Annotated in this window: 19 protein-coding genes; 11 read left to right on the top strand and 8 right to left on the bottom strand. The window is 66.5% G+C overall.

Translation table 11 applies throughout. The features are described from left to right. Window positions 1–105 precede the first annotated feature (105 nt). On the top strand, window positions 106–1599 hold the full coding sequence (locus tag E1263_RS09580; protein ID WP_202868802.1) for an alpha-N-arabinofuranosidase: 1494 nt from the start codon (window positions 106–108) through the stop codon (window positions 1597–1599). Between the two features lie 248 nt (window positions 1600–1847). On the opposite strand, the gene E1263_RS09575 is transcribed toward E1263_RS09580, so the two are convergent. Genes E1263_RS09575 through E1263_RS09560 form a run of 4 tightly spaced genes read right to left on the bottom strand, consistent with a single transcriptional unit; the run spans window position 1848 to window position 5921 of the window. After that, complete coding sequence (locus E1263_RS09575) at window positions 1848–2654, bottom strand: carbohydrate ABC transporter permease (RefSeq protein ID WP_238161144.1); 807 nt, start codon at window positions 2652–2654, stop codon at window positions 1848–1850. A gap of 14 nt (window positions 2655–2668) precedes the next feature. Further along, window positions 2669–3550, bottom strand: a complete 882-nt coding sequence (locus tag E1263_RS09570) for a carbohydrate ABC transporter permease (protein WP_165956557.1) — start codon at window positions 3548–3550, stop codon at window positions 2669–2671. After that, complete coding sequence (locus tag E1263_RS09565; RefSeq protein WP_132166845.1) at window positions 3550–4860, bottom strand: ABC transporter substrate-binding protein; 1311 nt, start codon at window positions 4858–4860, stop codon at window positions 3550–3552. The genes E1263_RS09570 and E1263_RS09565 overlap by 1 nt, the downstream gene beginning before the upstream one ends. Beyond that, complete coding sequence (locus E1263_RS09560; RefSeq protein WP_132166844.1) at window positions 4860–5921, bottom strand: LacI family DNA-binding transcriptional regulator; 1062 nt, start codon at window positions 5919–5921, stop codon at window positions 4860–4862. Before E1263_RS09560 ends, E1263_RS09565 begins: the two co-directional genes overlap by 1 nt. A 73-nt stretch (window positions 5922–5994) precedes the next feature. Between E1263_RS09560 and E1263_RS09555 the strand changes: the two genes are divergently transcribed. From E1263_RS09555 to E1263_RS09510, 10 genes are all read left to right on the top strand, one after another. Beyond that, entirely contained in the window at window positions 5995–8079 is a 2085-nt protein-coding gene (locus E1263_RS09555; RefSeq protein ID WP_132166843.1) for a glycoside hydrolase family 36 protein, read from the top strand. Next, the gene (locus tag E1263_RS09550) at window positions 8076–10718 is read left to right on the top strand and encodes a carbohydrate-binding protein (protein ID WP_132166842.1); all 2643 of its coding nucleotides are present in this window, start codon (window positions 8076–8078) and stop codon (window positions 10716–10718) included. The genes E1263_RS09555 and E1263_RS09550 overlap by 4 nt, the downstream gene beginning before the upstream one ends. Window positions 10719–10778: 60 nt before the next feature. Further along, window positions 10779–12458, top strand: a complete 1680-nt coding sequence (gene araB, locus E1263_RS09545) for a ribulokinase (protein WP_132166841.1) — start codon at window positions 10779–10781, stop codon at window positions 12456–12458. Beyond that, window positions 12455–13108, top strand: coding sequence for an L-ribulose-5-phosphate 4-epimerase (locus E1263_RS09540; RefSeq protein ID WP_132166840.1), 654 nt, complete (start codon window positions 12455–12457; stop codon window positions 13106–13108). Before araB ends, E1263_RS09540 begins: the two co-directional genes overlap by 4 nt. Window positions 13109–13119: 11 nt before the next feature. After that, complete coding sequence (araA, locus tag E1263_RS09535; RefSeq protein ID WP_238161142.1) at window positions 13120–14610, top strand: L-arabinose isomerase; 1491 nt, start codon at window positions 13120–13122, stop codon at window positions 14608–14610. A gap of 496 nt (window positions 14611–15106) precedes the next feature. After that, entirely contained in the window at window positions 15107–15673 is a 567-nt protein-coding gene (locus E1263_RS09530; protein ID WP_165956556.1) for a TetR/AcrR family transcriptional regulator, read from the top strand. Then, window positions 15670–16017: a DMT family transporter gene (locus E1263_RS09525; protein ID WP_132166837.1), complete on the top strand. Its 348-nt coding sequence runs from the start codon at window positions 15670–15672 to the stop codon at window positions 16015–16017. The genes E1263_RS09530 and E1263_RS09525 overlap by 4 nt, the downstream gene beginning before the upstream one ends. After that, window positions 16014–16343 (top strand): DMT family transporter, encoded by a 330-nt coding sequence (locus E1263_RS09520; RefSeq protein ID WP_132166836.1) that lies wholly within the window; start codon window positions 16014–16016, stop codon window positions 16341–16343. Before E1263_RS09525 ends, E1263_RS09520 begins: the two co-directional genes overlap by 4 nt. A gap of 128 nt (window positions 16344–16471) precedes the next feature. Continuing rightward, window positions 16472–17281: a glycoside hydrolase family 16 protein gene (locus E1263_RS09515; RefSeq protein ID WP_132166835.1), complete on the top strand. Its 810-nt coding sequence runs from the start codon at window positions 16472–16474 to the stop codon at window positions 17279–17281. 88 nt (window positions 17282–17369) lie between these two features. Further along, window positions 17370–18239: a zinc metalloprotease gene (locus E1263_RS09510; protein WP_132166834.1), complete on the top strand. Its 870-nt coding sequence runs from the start codon at window positions 17370–17372 to the stop codon at window positions 18237–18239. Window positions 18240–18270: 31 nt separating this feature from the next. On the opposite strand, the gene E1263_RS09505 is transcribed toward E1263_RS09510, so the two are convergent. From E1263_RS09505 to chvE, 4 genes are read right to left on the bottom strand one after another with little or no spacing between them, the layout of a single operon-like run. Then, window positions 18271–20133 carry a glycoside hydrolase family 127 protein gene (locus E1263_RS09505; RefSeq protein ID WP_132166833.1) on the bottom strand — a complete coding sequence of 621 codons (1863 nt, stop codon included), beginning with the start codon at window positions 20131–20133 and terminating at the stop codon, window positions 18271–18273. Beyond that, entirely contained in the window at window positions 20130–21278 is a 1149-nt protein-coding gene (mmsB, locus tag E1263_RS09500) for a multiple monosaccharide ABC transporter permease (RefSeq protein ID WP_132166832.1), read from the bottom strand. Before mmsB ends, E1263_RS09505 begins: the two co-directional genes overlap by 4 nt. Continuing rightward, a complete protein-coding gene (gene mmsA / locus E1263_RS09495) occupies window positions 21271–22809 on the bottom strand; it encodes a multiple monosaccharide ABC transporter ATP-binding protein (RefSeq protein ID WP_132166831.1) in 1539 nt (512 codons plus the stop codon). The genes mmsB and mmsA overlap by 8 nt, the downstream gene beginning before the upstream one ends. Then, window positions 22806–23945, bottom strand: a complete 1140-nt coding sequence (chvE, locus tag E1263_RS09490) for a multiple monosaccharide ABC transporter substrate-binding protein (protein WP_132166830.1) — start codon at window positions 23943–23945, stop codon at window positions 22806–22808. The genes mmsA and chvE overlap by 4 nt, the downstream gene beginning before the upstream one ends. Between the last annotated feature and the right edge of the window lie 88 nt (window positions 23946–24033).

Raw genomic sequence — 24033 nt, 5'->3', positions numbered from 1 at the left:
GCGGGCTTGTTCGAGGGTCAAGAGCGGGCCGGAGGGCGCCTGACCGTGATGCTGGGTTTATCGATATACTTCCTGGGCCCGCCCACCAACCCAGAGGACTGTCTTGTGACCACCACGCGTGCGGTTGTCGACCTCGATCTGCCCGGAGCCCGGATCAGCCGCCATCTCTACGGCCACTTCGCCGAACACCTCGGGCGCTGTATCTACGGCGGGTTCTGGGTCGGCGAGGACTCCCCCATCCCGAACATCCGCGGCATCCGCACCGACGTGGTCGAGGCGCTGCGCGCATTGAAGATCCCGAACCTGCGCTGGCCGGGCGGCTGCTTCGCCGACGAGTACCACTGGCGCGACGGAGTCGGCCCGCGCGAAGAGCGCCCGACGATGGTCAACACCCACTGGGGCAATGTCGTCGAGGACAACAGCTTCGGCACCCACGAGTTCCTCGACCTCTGCGAACTGCTCGGTGCCGATCCCTACATCAGCGGCAACGTCGGCTCCGGCTCGGTCCGCGAGATGCGCGAGTGGGTCGACTACCTGACCGGCGTCGGCGAGTCGCCGATGGTGAACCTGCGGCGCGCGAACGGCCGGGAAGAGCCGTGGCGCGTCCCGTTCTGGGGCATCGGCAACGAGTCGTGGGGTTGCGGCGGCAACATGCGCGCCGAGGCGTACGCCGACCTGGCGCGGCAGTACGCGACCTACTGCCGCGACCACGGCGACAACAAGCTCTACCGGATCGCGACCGGCGCGAACTCCGACGACTACGCGTGGACCGACACGCTGATGCGCACGATCGGCGGCTGCGGCAGCGGCCCACTGCAGGGACTTTCCTTGCACTACTACACGATCGCGGGCACCTGGGAGGACAAGGGCCACGCCACCGACTTCGATCTCGACGAGTACTACTCGACGCTGACGAAGGCCGGCAAGATCGACGAGCTGCTCCGCCGGCACTCGACCTTGATGGACGTCCACGACCCCTACGGCAAGGTCGGTCTCGTCCTCGACGAGTGGGGCACCTGGTGGAACGTTGCCGAGGGCACCAATCCCGGCTTCCTCTACCAGCAGAACACCATCCGCGACGCGCTGGTCGCCAGCCTGCACTTCGACACCTTCCACCGGCACGCGGCGCGGCTGACGATGGCCAACATCGCCCAGACCGTCAACGTCCTGCAGGCGATGATCCTCACCGACCCCGACACCAACGCGCTGGTGCGCACCCCGACGTACCACGTCTTCGAGATGAACACCGGCCACCACGACGCCGACAGCCTGGCCGTGCACCTCCTCGACGCACCCAGCCGCGACGGTCTCGGCCTCATCTCCGCCTCAGCCTCCACAAAGGACGACACCGCCCTCATTTCACTGTCGAACCTGGACGCCGAAGAGCCCCAGACCGTGATCCTCAACCTCCGCGGCCGGGAGGTATCGGGGCACACCGCCCGGATCCTGTCCGCCAAGACACCGCAGGCCCACAACACCCCGGAAGCACCCCAGGCCGTAGCCCCAGAAGCCTTCACGGACCTCGAAGCACATCCGGCGGGCCTCAAGCTAGTACTGCCCCCGCACTCGTACGTAACGGTCTCCCTGTCGTTGAGCTAGTACACAGTTGCCGTACCTGCATTTCGACGATCACGACGGTCCGCTCGTGGCGGCTGCCGTCGGCCAGCAAATCTTCCACGCCCCAGCCCAGCTCGCTTTGTGGATCGCCAAGGCCACCAGCTGCCCTTGTCGCTCCACAAAGGCAAGCCCGCGCGCCGAACGGACGCACTTTGGGAACCCATCGACCGTTTTGGCGCGCGTTGCGTGGTTGGTGGGTTCTCAAAGCTGCGCGGCGGACTGCCCCGGGTTCACTTGACGGCGCCGCCGGTGATGCCGGAGATGATGCGGCGTTGGGCTACGGCGAAGAGCACTAAGAGCGGGAGGCTCATCTGGACCACGTAGGCGAAGATGAGGTTCCAGTTGTTCAGGTAGACGCCGGCGCTGGCGACCTGGAACAGGTTGAGCGGCAAGGTGTCCATGCGGCCGCCGATGACGAAGAACGCGAAGAAGACGTCGTTCCAGATGTACAGGCAGATCAGAATCGTCGCTGTGGCCAGCACGGGCCGGAGCAGCGGCAGGATGATCGTGAAGAACGTGCGGACCGGGCCTGCACCGTCGACCCGGGCGGCTTCCTCGACCTCGTGCGGAATCGTCCGGATGAACCCGGTGATGAAGAAGATCGCCGTCGACAGGTAGATGCCGACGTACACCAGCACCATGCCGGACAAGGTGCCGGCCAGCCGGAGTTGCCGTAGCAACAACACCAAGGTGATGACAGCAGGCGGAATGACGATGCCGCTGATTGCGACGGCGTACACGGCTGCGAGCCACGCACCGGTACGACGGGCCAGCACCCACGAGGCCATCGACCCGAACAGCAGCACCAGCACAGCAGCCGGTACGACGATCGACACGCTGCCGAGGAAGGCCCGGATCACCCGGCCCTCGGTGAAGGCACGTGCGTAGTTCTGAGCGAAGTGCCAGCCGTCGGTAGGGAGTGCCAGCGACGGGTCGAGTGCGTCACCCTGGGACTTGGCCGAGGTCACAACGACCAGCCACAACGGAATCCCGATCACCACCGCGACCAGCAGCAGGACTGCCACAGGCTGGATCAAGCTCCGGCCGGTCCTCACAGAACACGCTCCCGGCGTCGTAGCAGGATGATTGTCGGGAAGGCCATCAGCGAGATGACGAGCACGAGGACCAGACTCATCGTGGTGGCCTGGGCGAACAGGCCCTGGCCGAAGGTTCGGTAGATGAAGATGTTCAGGATCTCGGTGGTCTGCCCGGGACCGCCGCCGGTGGTGGCCTGGGCGATGTCGAAGCTGTTCATCGATCCGAGCAGCGCGGTGGCGACGTTGAACGTGACCGCGGGGGCGAGGTACGGCACCTTCACGTGCAGGAATGCCTGCCACCGGTTAACCCCGTCGATCCGCGCCGCCTCGAGGACGTCGGCGCTGATGGTCTTCAACCCGGCCAGGTAGATCAGCATCGCCAGCCCCATCCACTTCCAGGAGTGGATGAGGGTCAGCCACAGCAGGGTGCGGTCCGGATCGTTCAGCCAGGCATAGCCGATGTCCTGCCCGGTGACGAACGACAGCAGTGCGTTCACCGGCCCTACCGGCTTAAGCAGGGCTTGGAAAATGTAGCCGACGGCAAGGGCCGACATCAGCACCGGGACGAAGATCATCGTGCGGGCGAACCGGTTGATCCTGGTGTCACGCTCCAGCAACAGCGCCAGCCCCAGACCGAAGAGGTTCTGGAAGATCGCCACCAGCACGGCGTAGATGACGTTGACCTTCAAGTCACCGAGCAGTACGCCATTCTGCAGCACGTTGGCGAAGTTGCGGGTGCCGACGAAGTTGATGGAGCTCTTGAAACTCGACCAGTCGGTAAACGCGTAGACCAGGTTGTAGATGCTCGGCACCAAGAAGAAGACGAGCATAATCGCGAGCGCCGGCACCAGGAAGGTCAGGGGCTGTGCCGGTCGCTGGGTCTTTTCCACGGACATCAGAAGCCGGGCGCGCCGATGGCCTGGGCGAGTTGGTCGAACTGCGCTTGCGTCGCGGACGCCACCTTCTCGGGGGTCGCCTGACCGGCCAGCATGTTGGCCAGGTTGAGGTACAGGTCCGGGTTCACGATCGCCTGCACCTGCATCGATCCGACCGAGTCACCGATCGAGGCCGCATTGGCCTTCAGCGCGTCCGGTACGGCGGCCGGCGTCTCCACGCCGGTCTGGATCGAGACCGTGTTCAGTTCTTTCACGAACCCCGGGTACGCCGTACCAAGCCAATACGAAAGGAATTGCCGGGCGGCCGCTTCGCGCTGGGAGTCACCGGTCTTGAAGGCGATCAACGCGTTGGACTGGTCAGGGATGACGGTGCCGACGTTGCCCGCAGGCGAGATCGGGAAGAAGCCGATCTTCTTGTTCAGCTCGGCTGTCGTCGACTGCGCCTGCAGCTGGCAGAAGAAGGTGTTGACCTGGATCGCCATCGCGGCCTCACCGGACAGTAACGCCTTCCCCTGATCGACGAAGGTCGCGGACGTGATGTTCTTGTTGAACAGCCCTTCGTCCACCAGCGCCTTGTACTTCGTGATCGCGCCGAGGATCGCCGGATCGGTGAACTTCTCCTGCCCCTTGTTCACCTTGTCCCACAAGCCTTGTTTGGCCGCGTCGGCGAGCTGGACCTGGACCCACCACTGAGTGGCCCACTTCTCACCGCCCATCTCGTAGAACGACACGCCGCCCTGCGCCTTGATCTTGCGGGCGTCGGCGAGCATCCCGTCGAAGTTCTTCGGCGTCGCGGCGATGCCGTACTTCGCGAAGACCTCTTTGTTGTACCAAACGCCTTCCACCGCGGGGACGGTCACCAGGGCCGCATACCGGGTGTTGTCGAGGATGCCGGTGGAGTCCTTCAGTGCCGGCGTGTACTTGCCGATGAAGGGCGCTCCGTCGAGCGGCTGCAGGTTCTGCTTGGCGTTGATCGCGGTCAGCTGCGACGCCGTCGGCTGCCAGAACGCGAGATCCGGTTTGTCGCCGGAGGCAACCTTCGTCTGGACGCTCTGCTCGTACGGATCCGGCACGGTCAGGATCTTGACCTTGGCGCCGGTGGCGGCCTCGAAGTCGGCGCTGACCTTCTTGGCCACGGCGTTGCTGTTCTGCGCCGCCCAGATGGTGAGGTTCACCCCGTCGAGCTTCGACGTCTCGGCGGGCCACGAGACCGTCGTACCGGCGCCGGCGTTGGTCGTTCCGGCACCGGGATCGCTGCAGCCCGCGGCCAGTAACACAACGGCCGTCGCCACCATCAGAAGTCTTTTCATCAGTCATCCTTGTCTTGACGTGCTGGGCCGGTGCTCTCCCGTACGACGAGAGCCGGCGCCGCGACCTGTGCGGGATCCAGGCCGTCCCCCAGCAGCTCGAACGCACGGCGGCCGAGTGCTGCGAAGTCGAACCTGACCGTGGTCAGGGCAGGAGTGAGGAAGGCTGCAGCCGGTACGTCGTCGAAGCCGACGACACTGAGGTCATCAGGGATCCGGAGGCCGCGATCATGGGCGGCACGCATGATTCCGAGTGCCTGGTCGTCGTTTCCACAGAGCACCGCTGTCACGGTGGGGTCGAGCAGTAGTTCGAGGGCGGCTTCGTGCGCGCCGGCCATACTCCAGTTGCGCGGGCGGACCACCTCCGGCACCGAGGCACCCGCCGCCTCCAATGCGCGCTTCCAACCGCGCTGCCGATCACCAACGCTGGTGGTCGACGGGATCGCGATGTGGTGCACCGTGCGATGCCCAAGATCCAGCAGGTGCTGGGTTGCGTGCTCCGCAGCCAGGATGTCGTCGAACCAGGTCCACCGCGCGCTGTCCGCGGACGACGTCCGCCGGCCCAGGTATGACTCGGCCGCAGCCGAGGACCGCACGTTGGCCGGCAAAGCCTGCAGAGCCCGGGCACCTGCCCGATCGAAGGCCAGCACGATCACCGCACCCGCACGGGGGTCGCTAACCCCTTCGACCGCGGTCGCAATGTCGTCCGGTCGATCCGATTCCAGCACCCGGATCGCGACCTGTACGCCGGCTGCTCGGGCCGCCTCCTCGATACCACCGAGCGTCTCCGCATACCCGTACAAGCGGGTGTTCGACGTCAGCACGGTGACAACGCGATCGCTGCCATGGGCCAGCGCCCGCGCGGCCCGGCTCGGTCGGTAACCGAGCTCGGCGATGGCTGCATTGACCCTGTCCTTGGTCTCCTGACTGACGTTCGGACGGCCGTTGATGACGCGCGAAACGGTCTGGTAGGACACGCCGGCAGCCGCACCGACATCCCGGATCGACGCCGCGGCGGCTTCGGGTTCTTGTTGGCCTGCGCCGTTGTGACCGTTCACAATCATGGCTAGAGTGTTAGCGATAACAGGATCGAGCGCAAGCCCCTGTTACGGATCCGCTCCCGCCATCTGGAGTCCTATGTCCCACGACGAGATCGTCTGGTCCCCCGGCCCCTTCACCCTGGTGCTGTCCCTGGCGGACGGCACCCCGCGGCTCAGCCGCGTCCACCTCAACGGGCAGGACGTCGTTCGTCCCGCCACTCCCCTGCCGCTGGTTGAGCTCGGCGTCGTCGGCTCCGGCCGATCATGGTCAGCCCGCCGGTACGTCGACTCTCTCGCCGGCAACCGCCTGTCCTACCAACGGCACGCCCTGCAAGCCGATGACACTGAGCTTGTCGTCACCAGCGTTGATGAAAGCAACGGCCTCACTGTCACCACCACGCTCTCCGCGGTGCCCGGCGCCGGCGCGCTGCGGATCAGCTCCCGCCTCGTGAACACTGGCTCGCTCGACGTCGACCTGACCTGGATCACGTCCGCGATCTGGGGCGGGACCCTGGCCGATGCGCCGTTCGAATCCCTGCGCCTGTGGTGGGCCGACAACGACTGGCTCGCCGAAAACCGCTGGACCTCGGCCACCACCCGCGAGGTCCTGCCGGACCTCAACTGGGAAGCTCACAAGATCGACCCGCGCGGCACCTTCGCCCGTACGGCGCTCGGGGCCTGGTCGACGGATGGCACCCTCCCACTCGGCGTAGTCACCGACGAGTCGACCGGCCTGGCCGTCGGGTGGCAACTCGAGCACAACGGAGGCTGGCACTGGCAGGCCGGTGAACGCGCCGACGGCCTGTACGTCAGCCTGCTCGGCCCGACCGAGACTGAACACGATTGGTACTGCCGGTTGGCGCCCGGTCAGGAGTTCAGCACCGTGCCGGTGACCATCGCCTTTGCTACCAACGGATTCGAGGGAGTCGTCGCCGCGTTGACCGCCGCCCGACGCTACGGCCGTCGGCTGCACCCGGATCACACCAGGCTCCCGGTCATCTTCAACGACTACATGAACACGCTGATGGGCGATCCCACCACGGCCAAGCTGCTCCCACTGATCGACGCCGCGGCCGAGGTCGGTGCCGAGACGTTCTGCATCGATGCCGGCTGGTACGACGATGATGCGCAAGGCTGGTGGGACAGCGTCGGAGCGTGGGAGCCGGCGCCGAACCGGTTCCCCGGCGGACTTTCCGAAGTACTGGATCACATCCGCGACCGCGGCATGGTTCCCGGGCTGTGGCTGGAGCCGGAGATGGTCGGAGTCCGGAGCCCGATCGCCGAGAGTCTGCCGGACGAGGCGTTCTTCCTGCGGCACGGCCGCCGGGTTGTCGAGCACGGTCGCTACCACCTCGACCTGCGGCACCCGTTGGCCCGCAAGCACCTCGACGAGGTCATCGACCGACTCGTCGGCGGGCTGGGTGTCGGCTATCTGAAGCTCGACCACAACATCAACTTCGGTGTCGGCACCGACCACGATGCGATCTCCGCCGGCGCGGGCCTGTTGGGCCACAACCGGGCGTTGCTGCAGTGGATCGACGGCGTCCTCGACCGCCACCCGGACCTCACTCTGGAGAACTGCTCGTCCGGTGGCATGCGCGTGGACTACGCCATGCTGTCGCACCTGCAGGTGCAGTCGACCACCGATCAGCAGGATCCGCTGTACTTCCCGCCCATCGCGGCTGCGGCGGCTGCAGCAATCGCACCGGAGCAGGCTGCCCACTGGGTTTATCCCCAGCCCACGTTCACCGATGAGCTCATCGCCTTCACAATGACCGCCGGGCTCCTCGGCCGCTTGCACCTGTCCGGCCATCTGGATCAGATGACCGATGCCCAGCGAGCGCTGGTGGCCGAGGCGATCACTACCTACCGGGGCTACCGGCCATTCGTTGCCACCGCTGTGCCGTTCTGGCCGCTGGGTCTCCCCGGCTGGGAAGACCAATGGATCGCGCACGGCTTGCGTGACGATCAGCAGACCTTGCTGGCGATCTGGAGACGCGGTGGCGACTCGGACAGTTGCATCGTCCCCCTGCCCGCAGCCGACGTCGAGGTGCTGTACCCGAAGGCGACCGACGCGACGATCGAACGTGTCGAGGCCGACGGCGTACCCGCTGTGCGAATCACCTTCCCCCACACCCATCAAGCAGTCGTCCTGGCTGTCGGAGACAGGAGCGCGCAATGAGGAGTTTCCTTAAGATCATGACGGTTGTCGCCATTACCACCGCGGGATTGTCAGTCCCGGCCGCCGCCGCAGATCCGAACGCCGACGTACTGAGTGTCGACTTCGCGCAGTCCACCGGATCCTTCCGTGGCGGAGCGACCGGCACGTTGTACGGGTTCGGTGACGAGGGTGCGCCGACGTCGGCGCTCATCAACGGGGCCGCGATCACCAACACTTCGCAGAAGGCGCCGTACGGGACTCAGCATCCGAGCGGTGACGCGCTCAAGGTCGAGGACGGCTTCTTCGCCAAGCACGGCAAGGACATGTACATCTATGTCCAGGACTTCTACCCCGACTGGCCGTACAACGGCGGCGTCCGGCCGAGCAACTACCTCGAGATCGTCGAGACCGTGGCGGAGGCCGTCGCGACCAAGTCCGCACGCCCCAAGGACTACGTCTTCATCCCGTTCAACGAGCCGGACGGCGGCAACTGGTACGCGAACTGGGCGACGATGAAGAACACCTTCCTGGCGGACTGGAAGGCGACGTACAGCAAGATCCAGGAGGTGTACGCGCGGCACGGCCTCGGGCACGCCCGCATCGGCGGCCCCGGCGACACCGGCTGGCAGCCGGCCCGCTCCGCGGACTTCCTGAACTATGCCAAGGCCAACGCTGTCCTGCCCGACATCTTCATCTGGCACGAACTCGGTATCGACAACCTGCGGACCTTCCGATCGCATTTCGCCGACTACCGCCGACTGGAGACCAGCGTCGGCGTCGGGCCGATCCCGATCAACATCACCGAGTACCGGATGCTCCGCGACATGGGCACGCCCGGGCAGCTCATCCAGTGGCTGTCCATCATGGAAGACCTGAAGGTCGACGGACAGACGGCGTACTGGAACTACGCCGGCAACTTCAACGACAACAGCGCTCGCACGAACTCCGCCAACGCCGGCTGGTGGCTCTACAAGTGGTACGGCGACCTTGCCGGCAGCCGGACCGTGAAGGTCACCCCGCCCGCCCTCAACGCGGTCGACACCCTGCAGGCGATCGGTGCAGTCGACACCGCAAACAAGCGCGCAACCGTCCTGTACGGCGGCGGCAGCAAGACCGTCTCGCTCAAGCTGGCCGGTCTCGACGCGGCGACGTTCGGCAGCAAGGTCGATGTCGAGGTTCGCGAGAACACGCTCTCCGGCGCCGAGGGAGTGGCCGGAACCCCACCGGTGATCAAGGTCCTCGACGGTGTCGCCCTGGTGAACGGCACCGTCAGCTTCGACGTACCGACCTATGACCGGTACGCCGCCTACCAGGTCGTCATCACGCCTGAGCAGGAACGCACTCCGGTGGCCGGAAGCGTCTGGACGGCCCAGACCGAAGCGGAGAACACGGCGCTCACCGCCGCCACCGTCTACACCCAGGACCCGCAGGCCGGTGGCGGCTGGAAGTTCCTCGCCTCCGGCGGCCGCGACGTCGGCTCGTTCAACCAGCCGACTTCGAAGGCGGACTGGACTGTCACCGTTCCGCGGAGCGGCAAGTACCGGTTCCAGGTCATCGGCGCCACCCCGGGCAAGCCTGGCCGGCATGCTCTGTTCGTCGACGGGACCAGGTCGACGATCGTCCAGTACGCCGCCGATCTCGCGCTCACGGACTACCAGAAGTGGCAGTACCGCGGCAGCTCGGAGGTGACGATCCCGCTGACCGCCGGACAGCACACCTTGTCGCTGCGCGCGAGCGAGGACGGCGTCGCCGTACTGCCGAACTCGGACATCACGCTCGACAAGTTCCTGCTGACCGATGTCACTGACGGCGAGCCGACCGTCTACCCCGCCTCCACGCTCCGGTACGCAGGCGGCGCGCAGGTCACTTACGGCACGACTGGAGCCCGGGGCTACGGCTCTGTGCGCGGGGCTGGCCAGCGCGCCGAGGTCTACGCCAACGCGTGGGAGACCGGGTACTACGACGTCACCCTGGACTACCGGACTTCGGCGGCAGCGACCGCTGACCTCCGGGTGAACGGCCGCTCGGTCACGAAGCTCACCGCGGCGCGCGACGGCAGTTGGCGATCCACCGCCCGGGTGCGATTGGCTCAGGGCATCAACGAACTCGAGCTGAGTTCGGCCGCCGGGATCCTGCTCAAGCAGGTCACCACGACCCGAGCCGCGGCGGCCGACACTGCAGCGGTCACTATCGAGGCCGAGAACGCCGTACGGCATGGCACGACGGCGGTGAACACCTACCCGACTGCCTCAGGCAGCAACGCATCCGGACTGAAGGCACTCGGCTACATCGGCAACGGCGCGGCCAACACGTTCGAGATCCCGCGCGGACCTGGCTTCGACAAGCCCGGCGCCTACGACATCGCCGTCAGCTACGCGAACGCGGAGCTCGGCGGGCCTCACGCCTACAACCCGCAGGTCGTCGATCGACGACTGGACGTCACCGAGACCGGCGGCGCCGCGAGCGCCGGGCACGCGTACTTCCGCTACACCTATGCCTGGGACAGCTTCCTCGAACGGACCATCGGTGTGGAGTTGAAGACGGCGAGCGGATCACTGGTCTTCGGCAACGCCGGCGCCTACGCACCCGACGTCGACAAGATCACGATCGCCCCGATCGTTCTCGGGACGCCTATTACGCAGAAGCGGTCAGGCTGTTAGCGTTAACTGTTGCTGAATCTCCACCCCTCCTCCGCTTGTCACCGTCACAGAGAGCAATCCATGACCGAGAATGTTAACGCTCACAGTCAGTACGTCGTCGGGGTCGACTTCGGGACCTTGTCGGGCCGGGCGGTCGTGGTCCGGGTCTCGGACGGTGCCGAGCTGGGCACCGCGGTGTCCGAGTACCGGCACGGCGTGATCGAGCACCGGCTCCCCGGATCCGACATCACGCTCGGACCGGCGTGGGCTCTGCAAGCGCCGAGCAACTGGCGCGACGTCCTGCGGCATGCGATTCCGGAAGCCATCGCCGCAGCCGGTATCTCCGCGACCGACGTGGTCGGGATCGGCACCGACTTCACCGCCTGCACCGTGCTGCCGACCCTCGCCGACGGTACGCCGTTGTGCGAGGTGCACGGTCTGTGGTTTCGCCCGCACGCGTGGCCCAAGCTCTGGAAGCACCACGCGGCGCAGCCGCAGGCCGACCGGATCAACGCTGTCGCGGAAGAGCGCGGCGAGCGCTGGTTGTCGCGGTACGGCGGCCGGATCTCCTCGGAGTGGGAGTTCGCCAAGGGTCTGCAGGTGCTGGAGGAGGACCCGGAGACCTACCGCCGGGCCGAGCGCTGGATCGAGGCGGCCGACTGGATCGTCTGGCAACTGACCGGCGTCGAGTCCCGCAACGTTTGCACCGCCGGATACAAGGGCATCCACACCGAGGACGGCTACCCGTCCCGGGAGTACCTGGAGGCGCTCAATCCCGCCTTCGGTGACTTCACCGACAAGCTGGGGCATCGGTTGTCCCCGCTCGGCGGGCTGGCCGGTCGCCTCACCACCGAGGCAGCCGCTCTGACCGGCCTCCCCGCAGGCATCGCGGTAGCCGTCGGCAACGTCGACGCCCATGTCACCGCGGCTGCGGCCGATGCCGTCCGCCCCGGGCAACTGGTAGCGATCATGGGTACGTCGACCTGCCACGTGATGTCGTCCGACCAACTGGCCGAAGTGCCAGGCATGTGTGGCGTCGTCCGCGACGGCATCGTCGACGGCCTGTGGGGCTACGAGGCCGGCCAATCGGCGGTCGGCGACATCTTCGGCTGGTTCGTGGACACCTGCGTACCGCCCGAGTATCACGCCGAGGCGCAGCTTCGCGGCGAAACCGTGCATGACCACCTTGCCTCGCTCGCCGAGCAGCAGCCGGTCGGCCGGCACGGCCTGATCGCCCTCGACTGGCACAACGGGAACCGGTCCGTCCTGGTCGACCACGACCTGTCCGCGGTGGTGATCGGTCAGACGCTCGAGACCCGGCCGGAGGACACGTATCGCGCCCTCATCGAGTCCACCGCGTTCGGGACCCGCACGATCCTGGACGCCTTCGACAAGTCCGGCGTACCGGTCACCGAGTTCATCGTCGCCGGTGGTCTGCTGAAGAACCGGCTGGTGATGCAGATCTACGCCGACGTCCTGCGGCGACCGTTGTCGGTGATCCGTTCCACGCAGGGCCCAGCCCTCGGCTCGGCGATCCATGCGGCCGTTGCCGCCGGCACCTATCCGGACGTCAAGGCCGCGGCCGCCGCCATGGGCGCGCGTACCGAGGCCGCCTTCGTCCCCGACCACGACCGCGCCGACGTGTACGACCGCCTGTACGCCGAGTATCGCGCCCTGCACGACTATTTCGCGGGCGACCGGCACGGCGGCAGCGGCGTACTCCACCGGTTGCGCGCACTTCGGAACGAGGTCGCCAAATGACGCTCAGCAGCATCCGCGAAGAAGTCTGCGCTCTGCATGCCGAACTGGTGCGCTACGGCCTGGTCGCCTGGACCGCCGGCAACGTCTCCGGCCGGGTGCCCGGCGAGGACCTGTTCGTCATCAAACCCAGTGGGATCTCGTACGACGATCTGCACCCCGACGCGATTGTCGTGTGCGATCTGGACGGGAAGGTGGTGGAGGGCGACCTCGATCCGTCGAGCGACACCGCGGCGCACGCCTACGTGTACCGCGAAATGCCGGAGGTCGGCGGCGTCGTCCACACCCACTCGACGTACGCGACCGCCTGGGCGGCACGCGGCGAACCGATCCCGTGCGTCCTGACCGCGATGGCCGACGAGTTCGGTGGCGAGATCCCGGTCGGGCCGTTCGCCCTGATCGGGAACGACGACATCGGCCGCGGCATCGTGGCGACGCTGGCCGGGCACCGCTCCCCAGCGGTCCTGATGCGCAACCACGGCGTCTTCACGATCGGCAAGGACGCGAAAGCCGCCGTCAAAGCGGCAGTGATGTGCGAGGACGTCGCGCGCACCGTGCACCTGGCCCGGTCCGCCGGTGACCTGGTCACGATCGCCCAGGACGACGTCGACCGGCTCTACGACCGCTATCAGAACGTGTACGGCCAACGATGACGGAGACATCTGTGACCTCGACCGAAATCTGGTTCCTCACCGGCAGCCAGGGCCTGTACGGCGAAGAGACCCTGCGCCAGGTGGCTGAGCAGTCCCGCGGCCTGGCCGAGCAGCTGGAGGCATCCGGCGACCTGGCCCCGCGCGTGGTGTGGAAGGACGTCCTCACCGACGCGGACTCGATCCGCCGAATCTGCCTGGACGCGAACGCGGACGACGCCTGTGCCGGCGTGATCGCGTGGATGCACACCTTCTCCCCCGCGAAGATGTGGATCGCCGGTCTCGACGCCCTCCGCACGCCGCTGCTGCACCTGCACACCCAGGCGAACGTCGATTTGCCCTGGGCAACGATCGACATGGACTTCATGAACCTGAACCAGGCCGCGCACGGCGACCGCGAGTTCGGCTACATCCAGACCCGGCTCGGCGTCGCCCGGACCACGGTCGCCGGACATGTCGCCGACCCGGCGGTCCGGTCCCGGATCGCGGTCTGGGCCCGGGCGGCGGCGGGATACGCGGCCATGCGGACCATGCGGGTCGCCCGGTTCGGTGACAACATGCGCGACGTCGCCGTGACCGAAGGCGACAAGGTCGAGGCCCAGCTGCACTTCGGGGTCTCGGTCAACACCTACGGCGTCAACGACCTGGTCGCCGTCGTCGACCAGATCTCCGACAGCGCCGTCGACACTCTCCTCAAGGAGTACGACTTCGACGTCGTACCGGAGTTGCGTCCTGGTGGCGAGCAGCACGAGTCGCTGCGGTACGCCGCGCGACTCGAGGCCGGACTGCGCGCCTTCCTCCTCGACGGGGGTTTCACCGCGTTCACGACGAACTTCGAGGACCTCGGCGGGCTGCGCCAACTCCCCGGTCTCGCCGTCCAGCGGTTGATGGCCGACGGCTACGGCTTCGGCGGCGAGGGCGACTGGAAAACCGCCGTACTGCTGCGCACGCTGAAGGTTGCCGCTGGCAACCTCCCCGGCGGTACGTCGTTCATGGAGGACTACACGTACAACCTGACACCGGGCGCGGAGCGCATCCTCGGCGCCCACATGCTCGAGGTCTGCCCGTCCATCGCCGCCGGCACCCCGACCGCCGAGATCCACCCGCTCGGTATCGGCGGCCGCGAAGACCCGGTCCGCCTCGTCTTCGACGCCGCGCCCGGCCCGGGTGTCGTGGTCGGCATGGCGGACCTCGGCGACCGCTTCCGCCTAGTCGCCAACGAGATCGACGTCGTCGCTCCGGACCACCCGCTCCCCCAGCTCCCCGTCGCCCGGGCCGTCTGGGAACCCCGCCCCAACCTCCGCACCTCGGCCGAAGCCTGGCTGACCGCCGGCGGCCCACACCACACAGTGCTCAGTACGGCGATCGGTGTCGAAGAGCTCGCCGACCTAGCCGAGATGACCCGGACCGAGTTGGCCGTCATCGACGCCGACACCACCACCCGCCGCTTCACCCAGGAGTTGCGCTGGTCCCAGGCCTACTACCGCCTCGCCCAAGGATTCTGACCCGCGGCCGCTAGCTCCCCCAACGTCCGAAACACCGGAGAGCCCACCTCCCGTTTTTCGGACGTTGCGGTTTTGGCGGGCCTCGCCCACTGGGTTCACTCGACGGTGCAGCACCGTCGTCGAGTGAACCCAGTGTGTCGAGTGGCAGGAGTCTGTCGTAGGCAAACCTTTGCGGGCGGCACAGTCCGCACAGTCGATGGGTTCCGCGCCGAGTGGGTTCACTGGGCGAGGCCAGTACCGCACCGAGTGGGTTCACTGGGTGGAGCCATCAGATAGACGTGTCGGGGCGGGCGACGCCGACGCGTTCACGGCACGAAGGACTGTAGGTGTTTCCTGTGCCAGGAGGTCGCGGCGCTCCGCGAATCGCTGGCATCCCCGCCGAAGGCGACCACCTGCAGTCGATCGCGCGCCCGACTCTGCGCCTCGGGCCCCACCGCCGACGGCCGGCAAGGCGGCTCGCCGGTAACTATACCAACCGTCTGGTATAATTATGTTCATGAGACCGAGTTCGCGGACGGCGATTCTGGATGCTGCCTTCAGATTGGCGGGGCATGACGGCGGGTCGATCGAGATCACTTTCGAGGCGACGGCCAAGGAGGCGGGAGTAACCAAGGGCGGCGTGCTCTACCACTTCCCCACCCGGGACGACCTGGTGCTGGGTGTGGTCGGCTACGTTGCCCAGCGGGTCGACGAGGCAATGCTGGATCGACTGAGTACGCCGTTCGAGCAGGCCACGGCCGCGGAGCGGATCCGGGCGTACGTCGATGTCGTCGCCGCGGGCCGGCTGACGCGCGCCGACCTGGCGATCTTCGCCGAGTCGTTGGCCAATCCGGCGCTGGCCGCCCCCTGGGAAGCAGTCTTGAGCCGATGGCTGGCCGTCGACGAGGTCGCCGATCGGGTGGTCCGGGCCCGGCTCCGCACGGCCCATCTGGCCGCGGATGGCCTGTGGATCGCCGACGCCACCGGCATCTTCGCGCCGGCCGACGACCGGCAGGCCGTGATCGATCAACTGATCGACCTGACCCACACCGCACAGTCCACCGAGAAGGAAGAACTTTCATGAAGAAGTGGCTCACGTTGGCCGCCGCGATCGGTTCCGAGGTAGCGGCAACCCTGTCCCTCAAGGCCGCACTGAATCATCCGGTCTGGTACGTCCTGGTCATCGCCGGCTATGTCGCATCGTTCATCCTGATCGCCGCCTGCCTCCAGGGCGGCATGAAGATCGGCGTCGCCTACGGCATTTGGGGTGCCGGCGGCGTCACCGTCACCGCGCTGCTCTCGGCCGCGATCTACGGCGAACCGCTGACAGCCCTGATGGGGCTGGGCATCATGCTCATCATCGCCGGGGTCCTCACGGTCGAACTCGGCTCCCAGAAGGCCCAGCGAACTGAGGAGCTGAAGGTATGAGGTGGCTGTTCCTGCTCGGAGCCATCGCGGCCGAGGTCGGCGCGACGATGTCACTGCGCGCCTCGGACGGGATGCGCAAGAAGAACTGGATCGCCGCCATCGCGACCGGCTATATCCTCGCCTTCGTGCTGCTGAGCCTGTCACTCGACGACGGCATGCCGCTCGGTGTCGCCTACGGCATCTGGGCCGCGACAGGCGTTGCCCTCACCGCCGTCCTCGCCCGCGTCATCTTCAAGGAACCCTTGACCGTACTCATGTCCTTCGGAATAGGCCTGATCGCGGTCGGTGTCCTGGTCGTCGAGCTCGGCGCCGACGCCGCCCACTGATCTGGCGAGACCCGCACTGTGGCGGATGAGCGTTTCGGATGAAGTGTGGTCGAGTGTGTACGCGGGGTTGCTGCACGCCGAGGAACAGCAGGACGCTGATCGAACCCCTTCCTGAGGAGACCGCCCACATGCCCCTCAAGCGACGATCTTTCCTGCTTGCCGCCGGTACGACGATCGCGGGCGCAGCAGTCGCCAATGCCGCGCCTGCGCAGGCCCGCGAACTGGCCTGGGAGACAGCACTTCCGGCCAACAGCTTCGCCAGCTACTCCGCCCTGGAGACCAGCTGGAACTACCTTTATCCGTGGGGTTCCGACCACAACGGCACCGCGCGGATGTATGCGAGCAAGACCGACCACAACCACGTCTACCTTGAGTCTGGCGGGGTGCTGGTGCTCAAGGGCTCTCGGATCAACTGGGACGAAGGCAAGAGCAGCAAAGACCCGTACTTGCCGATCCACTACCACGCGGGCGCGATCCACTCGAAGCTCCGCGTGCTGGTCAACGACCAGTACCCGCAATGGGAGGTCAAGGGCGAATTCCAGGCTCCCTCCGGCCGCGGGACCTGGCCCGCGTTCTGGCTGACCGGGGTCAACAGTTGGCCGCCGGAGAGCGACATCCTCGAGTTCAAGGGTGACGCCCGCAACTGGTTCAACACCTACGACGGCGGCTGGGACAACACCGTCGTACCGGTGTCGAATCCGGGTGGCTGGCACGGCTACCGGGCCTGGATCACCAAGGTGAACGCGACCGACGTCGACATCCACTACTACCTCGACGGCACCTGGGTCGGCCAGCACCGGGGCACCAACTTTGTCGGCAAACCGATGAACATCATCATCAACCTGCAGATGGAAGGTGCGTCAGGTTCATCGGGCCCTTCCGGTGACACCTACTACCGCGCCCGCAACGTCTACGTCGGCCGCGCCAGCAACAGCTAACCCGGAGTCTTGACAGTCCGCAGGCACTCGCCTTTCCTGATGTTAACGCGAACATCTCCTCCTCTGCGCCCCCACCGAAGGAGTGACCATGCGAAGGAAAATTCCCGGTCGTCGCTGGATCGTCATCCGGTTCGTCGCCCTGCTCGCCGTACTGGGCTCCACGCTCGTACCGGTCCAGGCTGCCGCTGGACCTGACCGTTCGGCTGCGGCAGTCCCAGCCACTTGGAGTCCGCCCGCCAACCTGGTGCAGCCGCTTGACGAGGTCTGGAGGCATCAAGAATCCACCTACGGCGATCTGTACGGCTTTCGCAACTATGGCTGGGACCAGGTCATCGCCAACCGCGGGTACATCAACTACTGCGTCCGGTGGGACTCCAATGCGCCGGTCACCGCGGCACTGCGCGACCAGGTTCATGCAACCCTGGCACGGCAGTTCAAGAAGTGGACGGACCTGATGGTCGGGCACAACAAGTGGCCGTACCAGCAAGTGCCCCTCAAGGTCGTCGGCTGGGCCGTCCGCGACCGTTCCACGCTGAAGTGGAACGACAACTCCGTCGACATCACCGTGAACAACATCCGCGAGGATGCGCCACAGTGCGCACCCGACTGTGCCCGGTTCTTCAACCAGAACGGGCAGTATCCGCGCTGCCCCGGCGGCGTGGCCCGCCACTACGACATGTCGCTGTGGCTCACCGCAGGAATGAACGGCGGCGCCGGCGGCGACTGGGGCCAACGCATCGGCAGCGAGTACTACGTCAACAATCTCAACTCCGACAATGTCCACATCCTCCTGCACGAGATGGGACACAGTTTCGGGCTCGACGACTTCTACGACTGGACCCCCACCGGCCAGTGCTGCTTCCTGATGAAGGCCGGCAGCGCGACGAACATCACTGAGTTCGACGCCTGGATGTTCCGGGACTGGTGGCGGCACCTCAAGAACCGCTACGGCTACTGACGCAGCGGCACCCCCTGACGTCCGAACCTCGTCAGCTCAGCGGGAGCCAGACCCGCATGGCGCCAGGCCCGCGATTCGCCCAGGCGTGATACGGGATTGCGGTGACAGTGATCGGCGTACCGGCTGGAAGGTCCGGCTGGTACGCCGCGTACAGGTCGGTCTCCAACGGCCTGGCGATGGCGGAGAGCCGAAGCCTGACAGGGGTCAGGTCGTCAGGCACGCGTTCTTCGGTGATGGGCACCGAGGCGGCGAGGCGCAATTGCTCGACGAGGACGCCGTCGGGGAGATCGGCCTGCTCGATGCAGTACACGAGCGGGCCGCGGGCGATCGCCACGCAGCCGCGGACAGCATCGACTCGCTCGTCGGCGCGGATCAGCCGAGGAGTCAGCGGCAAGCTGAGCCGCACGGTCGCGCCGTCTTCGCACGAGACGCGGAGATAGGCACCTGGCTCCGGCTCGACAAGGACCGTCGCGCCAGTCACCGTGAGAGTGGCTCCAGTCGCCCATGCAGGTACGCGGATCGCCAACTCCCCTTGTCCGCTGACCGTTACCAGGACGTCGCCGTCCCAGGGATAGCCGGACTCGACGACGGCGGTCAGTGCGTCTGCGGTGAACGTGCCGGCGCTGAGCAGGTGTAGCTGAAGGCCGGAGGCATCCGAGGTCGCGGCGTAGCCGTGCAGCGAAGCGAGCAGGCGGGCCAGATTCGGCGGACAGCAAGCGCAGTCGTACCACGGCAGCCGTTCACTGGGCGCGTCCTCGCTCGAACCGTCGTGACCGGTGCGGAGCTGCAGCGGGTTGGAGTAGAAGAAGGCGGTGCCGCTCGACGCCATCGAGGCAGCGATGGCATTGAAGAGAGAGCGCTCCATCTCCTCGGCGTACCGGGCCTGACCGGTCGCCAGCAGCATCCGCCAGCACCATTGCAGGGCAGCGATCGACGCGCAGGTCTCGGCATACGCACGGTCCGGCGGCAGCTCGTAGGCATCGCCGTACGCCTCGTCGCGGTGACGGGATCCGTGTCCCCCGGTGAGGTACATCTTGCTACCGAAGGCGCTGTCCCACAATTGTTCCATTGCCTTGAGCAACGACTCGTCGCCGTTCTCGAGGTATAGGTCGGTGACGCCCGCGGCCAGATAGAGCTGCCGTACGGAGTGCCCGGTGGCCTCGACCGCCTCGCGCACCGGCAGGTGGTCCTGGTAGTACGGCGGCCCGAAGCCGCCGGTGAAGGTCTGATGCCCACGCCGCTCGACCTGGAGCTCGGCCGCGCGCAGGTAGGACTCGTCGCCCGTTTCGCGGTAGAGCTCCACGAGCGCAGTCTCGACCTCCGGGTGCCCGTCGATGAGCGGCAACTCGTCGCCAAGTGCGTTGACGATCAGGTCGGCCACTCTCCGCGCGATCGCGAGGATGCGGGTGTCGCCGCCACCACGGTGGAGAGCGACGGCAGCTTGCAGCAGATGCCCCGCGCAGTACAGCTCGTGGCTCTGCTCGAGATGGCCGAAGCGTTCCTTCCCCTCGGTTCCCTGGATATTGCTGTTGAGGTAACCGTCGGGTTCCTGGACGCGCTCGAGCAGATCCGCCACCTCGGCGAGCACCTCTGCCCACTGACCGGTGCCGCTGCGGCCCATCTCCCAGCCGATCGCCTCGATCGTCTTGTAGAGATCGGAATCCGCGAACCAGAATCCTTCGAACTTGCCCGGCGGATCAGCTTCGGTGAGCCGGCTGAAGTTCTCGAGAACGCCAGTACGCCGAATGTTGTCCAGGCAGTGCGGAATGGTCGCCGCCGCGTTGAGCTCCTGCCAGCTGCCCAGCAGCGACGCCGGATCGAACCGTACGGCGCTCAGTGGCAGCGGAGCGACGTACGGGAGTTGTCGTGGTGCTGCGGGTCCCAGCACGGTCATCGAGTCGCTCCGGCGCGGCGCTTGTTGTAGATGTCGAAGGCAACGGCCAGCAGGAGCACGAGGCCCTTGATAACCGACTGGGTCGACTGCTCGACACCCAGCAACTGCATTCCGTTGCTCATGACGGCCATGATCAGGCCGCCGACCATCGCGCCGACTACCGTGCCGACGCCACCCGCGACGGCGGCGCCGCCGATGAAGGCCGCCGCGATGGCGTCCAGCTCGAACATGTTGCCGGCGCCCGGTTGCGCGCCGTTCGAGCGGGACGAGTAGATGACACCGGCAACGCCCGCCAGGAAGCCCATGTTGACGAAGATCCAGAAGTTGACCTTGCGGACCTTTACGCCGGACAGCATCGCGGCGGACAGGTTGCCGCCGATCGCATAGACCTGACGACCGAAGACGGTGTCCTTCGTCACCAGGCCGTAAGCAATCACGAGCACAGCAAGGATGATCAGTACGATCGGCAGTCCGCGGGCGTGGGCGAGCTGCCAGGCGAAGTACATGACGACCGCTGCAACCAGAAGGACTCGCGCGACGAACAACGGGAACGACTCCACCGGCTGTTCGTACCGGATGCGGGCCAGCCGGGTCCGGAACACGCCAACCGCATAACCGCCGACCGCGAGCGCAGCGATCAGCAACGTGAAGGCGTCGTACCCCTGGCCGCCGATCAGGCCGTTCAGAAAGCCGCTCGCGACCTTCTGGTACTCGGGCGGGAACGGCGAGAGCGACACGTTGTCGAGCACCTGCAGCGTCAGCCCCCGGAACAGCAGCATGCCCGCCAAAGTGACGATGAACGCGGGCATCCCGACGTACGCGACCCAGAAGCCATGCCAGGCACCGACGGCGACGCCTACGGCTACGGCAGCTAGCGCACCGACCGCCCAGGGTTGACCGTTCTGGATGACGAGTACGGCGGACACCGCGCCGGTCAGCGCCACGATCGAACCGACCGACAGGTCGATATGACCGGCGATGATCAGGATCACCATGCCGATCGCGAGCACCAGGATGTAGGAGTACTGGAGCACGATGTTGGTGAGGTTGCCCGGGCTGAGCAGCACGCCGTCGGTCAGGACGGCGAACAGCGCCACGATGGCGACGAAGGCGATGTAGATGCCACTCTGCCGCAGATTACGCATTGTCTTCCTTGTCGGTCGTCATGAGTGCCATCAGGTCTTCCTGGGTCGCTTCGCCGACCGGTAGCTCACCGGTGATCCGGCCGGCCGACAGCGTGTAGATCCGATCGCACGTGCCGAGCAGTTCGGGGAGTTCGGACGAGATGACGACGACCGCCTTCCCCTGGGCCACCAAGCGGTTGATGATCGTGTAGATCTCGTACTTGGCGCCGACGTCGATCCCGCGCGTCGGCTCGTCGAGGATCAGTACGTCGGGATCCGTGAAGAGCCATTTCGACAGCACAACCTTCTGCTGGTTGCCGCCGGACAAGGTGCCGACGGTGTCCAGGACGGTGCGGGTCTTGATGTTCATGTCCCGGCGGCTGGCCTCGGCGACCTTGATCTCCTCGTGGCCGTTCACCCAGCCGGCGCGGGCGAGCTTGCCGAGCGCCGCCGCCGACACGTTGGTGCGGACGTCGGCGATCAGGTTCAGGCCGTAGTGCTTGCGGTCCTCGGTGGCGTAGGCGATGCCGTTGCCGATCGCCTCGGCCACCGTGCGCGCCCGGATCTGCTTGCCGTGCATGAACAAACGGCCGCTGATATTGCGTCCGTACGAACGCCCGAAGAGGCTCATGGCCAGCTCGGTCCGGCCCGCGCCCATCAGGCCCGCGATCCCGACCACCTCACCAGCCCGCACAGTCAGGCCGGCGCCGTCGACCACCTTGCGCGGCTGCACGGGATGCCACACCGTCCAGTCCTCGATCCGCAGCACCTCCGGCCCGGGCGCAGAGTCGCGCTCCGGGTAGAAGCTCTCCAGGTCGCGGCCGACCATGCCCCAGATGATCCGCTCCTGAGTCGACTCCGCAGACCCCATGTCCAAGGTCTCCACCGTGCGGCCGTCCCGGATCACCGTGGTCGAGTCGGCGATCGCGGTGATCTCGCTCAGCTTGTGCGAAATCATGATGCAGGTGATGCCACGGTCGCGAAGCCGGCGGAGCAGATCGAGCAGGTGCGCCGAGTCGACGTCGTTCAGCGCGGCGGTCGGCTCGTCGAGGATCAGTAGCCGCACGTCTTTCGACAGCGCCTTCGCGATCTCGACCAGCTGCTGTTTGCCGACGCCGAGCTGGATCACCGGCGTGACGACGTTCTCGTCCAGGCCGACCTCGGCCAGGAGTTGCGCGGCGTCGGCGTTGGTCCGGTTCCAGTCGATCAGGCCGTTGCGGCCCCGGCGTTCGTTGCCGAGAAAGATGTTCTCGGCAACCGACAGGTAGGGCACCAGCGCCAGTTCCTGATGGATGATGCCGATCCCGGCCGATTCGCTGTCCCGGATACCGGCGAAGTGCACCGGCCGGCCGTCGAACCTGATCTCGCCGTCGTAGCTACCGCTCGGGTAGACACCGGACAGCACCTTCATCAGGGTCGACTTGCCGGCGCCGTTCTCGCCGCAGATCGCATGGATCTCGCCGTGGCGGACCTCCAATGAGACATCCTGCAGCGCGATCACCCCGGGGAATCGCTTGGTGATCCCCCGCATCTCCAGCAGTACGTCGGTCACTTGGTCTTACCGGCCGCCACCTGCGCGGCCGTGTAGAAGCCGGTGTCGACCAGCTCCTTCGTCACGTCCGCCTTGAAGACGGTGTGGATCGGCAGTAGGTACGCCGGAACCACCTTGACGCCGTTGTCGTAGGACTTGGTGTCGTTGGCCTCGGGCGTCTTCTTCTGCAGGAACGCCTCCGCCGCGGTGACCGCCTGGACGGCGAGCAGCCGGAGGTCCTTGAAGATCGTCGAGCTCTGGACGCCGTCGTTGATCAGCTTGACCGACGCGATCTCCGCGTCCTGACCGGTGACCACCGGCAGCGCGCTCGCCGCCGTACCGTAGCCGGCGTTCTGCAGCGCGGTGATGATGCCGCGGGAGATACCGTCGTACGGCGAGAGGATGCCGGCGACCTTGCTACCGTCGTTGTACGCCGAGGTGAGCAGGTTCTCCATCCGCTTCTGCGCGGTCTCCGCGTCCCAGCGCAGGGTGGCGACCTGCTCGATCTTGGTCTGCTTGGACTTCACGACCAGCGCGCCGCTGTCGAGGTACGGCTTCAGGGCCTCCATGGCGCCCCGGAAGAAGTAGCTGGTGTTGTTGTCGTCCAGCGATCCGGCGAAGAGCTCGACGTTGAACGGGCCGGTCTTGGCGCCCTTCGACCCGTCGGCGTTCTCCAGCCCGAGGCCGCGCAGCAGCGCCTTGCCCTGGGCGACGCCGACCTTGTAGTTGTCGAAGCTCACGTAGAAGTCGACGTTCTTGCTGCCGCGGATCAACCGGTCGTAGGAGATCACCGGGATCTTCTTGTCGGCCGCCGCCTGCAGCTGACCGCTGAGCGCGGTGCCGTCGACCGCCGCGATGATCAGGACATCGGCGCCCTGGGTGATCATCTGGTCCACCTGCTGCGACTGCGTCGGGATGTCGTCGTTCGCGTACTGCAGGTCGACCTTGTAGCCCTTGGCCTCGAGCTTCTCCTTGACCGCCTTGCCGTCGGCGATCCAGCGCTCCGACGTCTGCGTCGGCATCGCCACCCCGATGGTCAGGTCCTTGGGCTGCTCACTCGCCGTATCGGTACCACCGCCCGCTCCCTGGCCACCGCACGCCGCAAGACCGAGCACCAGCAGGGCGCCACTCACGGTGGCCACAAACCTCTTGTTCACAACTTTTCCCTTCCGGGGACACGGCGGACTGTTAGCGCTCACATGTTGGCGCTCACAGTGGTATAGGTCAAGTGCTGGGCGGCGTCAG

Origin of the sequence: Kribbella antibiotica (genome assembly GCF_004349055.1) — a bacterium.
Taxonomy (GTDB): Bacteria; Actinomycetota; Actinomycetes; order Propionibacteriales; family Kribbellaceae; genus Kribbella; species Kribbella antibiotica.
This window is presented reverse-complemented; position numbering and strand designations above follow the sequence as displayed.

What these genes read in the sequence shown, in the direction of transcription:
- E1263_RS09530 (WP_165956556.1), top strand. Translation starts at nt 15,107, where the DNA reads ATGAGACCGAGTTCGCGGACGGCGATTCTGGATGCTGCCTTCAGATTG.
- E1263_RS09560 (WP_132166844.1), bottom strand. Translation starts at nt 5,921, where the DNA reads ATGATTGTGAACGGTCACAACGGCGCAGGCCAACAAGAACCCGAAGCC.
- E1263_RS09510 (WP_132166834.1), top strand. Translation starts at nt 17,370, where the DNA reads ATGCGAAGGAAAATTCCCGGTCGTCGCTGGATCGTCATCCGGTTCGTC.
- E1263_RS09555 (WP_132166843.1), top strand. Translation starts at nt 5,995, where the DNA reads ATGTCCCACGACGAGATCGTCTGGTCCCCCGGCCCCTTCACCCTGGTG.
- E1263_RS09550 (WP_132166842.1), top strand. Translation starts at nt 8,076, where the DNA reads ATGAGGAGTTTCCTTAAGATCATGACGGTTGTCGCCATTACCACCGCG.
- E1263_RS09540 (WP_132166840.1), top strand. Translation starts at nt 12,455, where the DNA reads ATGACGCTCAGCAGCATCCGCGAAGAAGTCTGCGCTCTGCATGCCGAA.
- E1263_RS09570 (WP_165956557.1), bottom strand. Translation starts at nt 3,550, where the DNA reads ATGTCCGTGGAAAAGACCCAGCGACCGGCACAGCCCCTGACCTTCCTG.
- mmsB (WP_132166832.1), bottom strand. Translation starts at nt 21,278, where the DNA reads ATGCGTAATCTGCGGCAGAGTGGCATCTACATCGCCTTCGTCGCCATC.
- E1263_RS09505 (WP_132166833.1), bottom strand. Translation starts at nt 20,133, where the DNA reads ATGACCGTGCTGGGACCCGCAGCACCACGACAACTCCCGTACGTCGCT.
- E1263_RS09565 (WP_132166845.1), bottom strand. Translation starts at nt 4,860, where the DNA reads ATGAAAAGACTTCTGATGGTGGCGACGGCCGTTGTGTTACTGGCCGCG.
- E1263_RS09520 (WP_132166836.1), top strand. Translation starts at nt 16,014, where the DNA reads ATGAGGTGGCTGTTCCTGCTCGGAGCCATCGCGGCCGAGGTCGGCGCG.
- E1263_RS09525 (WP_132166837.1), top strand. Translation starts at nt 15,670, where the DNA reads ATGAAGAAGTGGCTCACGTTGGCCGCCGCGATCGGTTCCGAGGTAGCG.
- araB (WP_132166841.1), top strand. Translation starts at nt 10,779, where the DNA reads ATGACCGAGAATGTTAACGCTCACAGTCAGTACGTCGTCGGGGTCGAC.
- E1263_RS09515 (WP_132166835.1), top strand. Translation starts at nt 16,472, where the DNA reads ATGCCCCTCAAGCGACGATCTTTCCTGCTTGCCGCCGGTACGACGATC.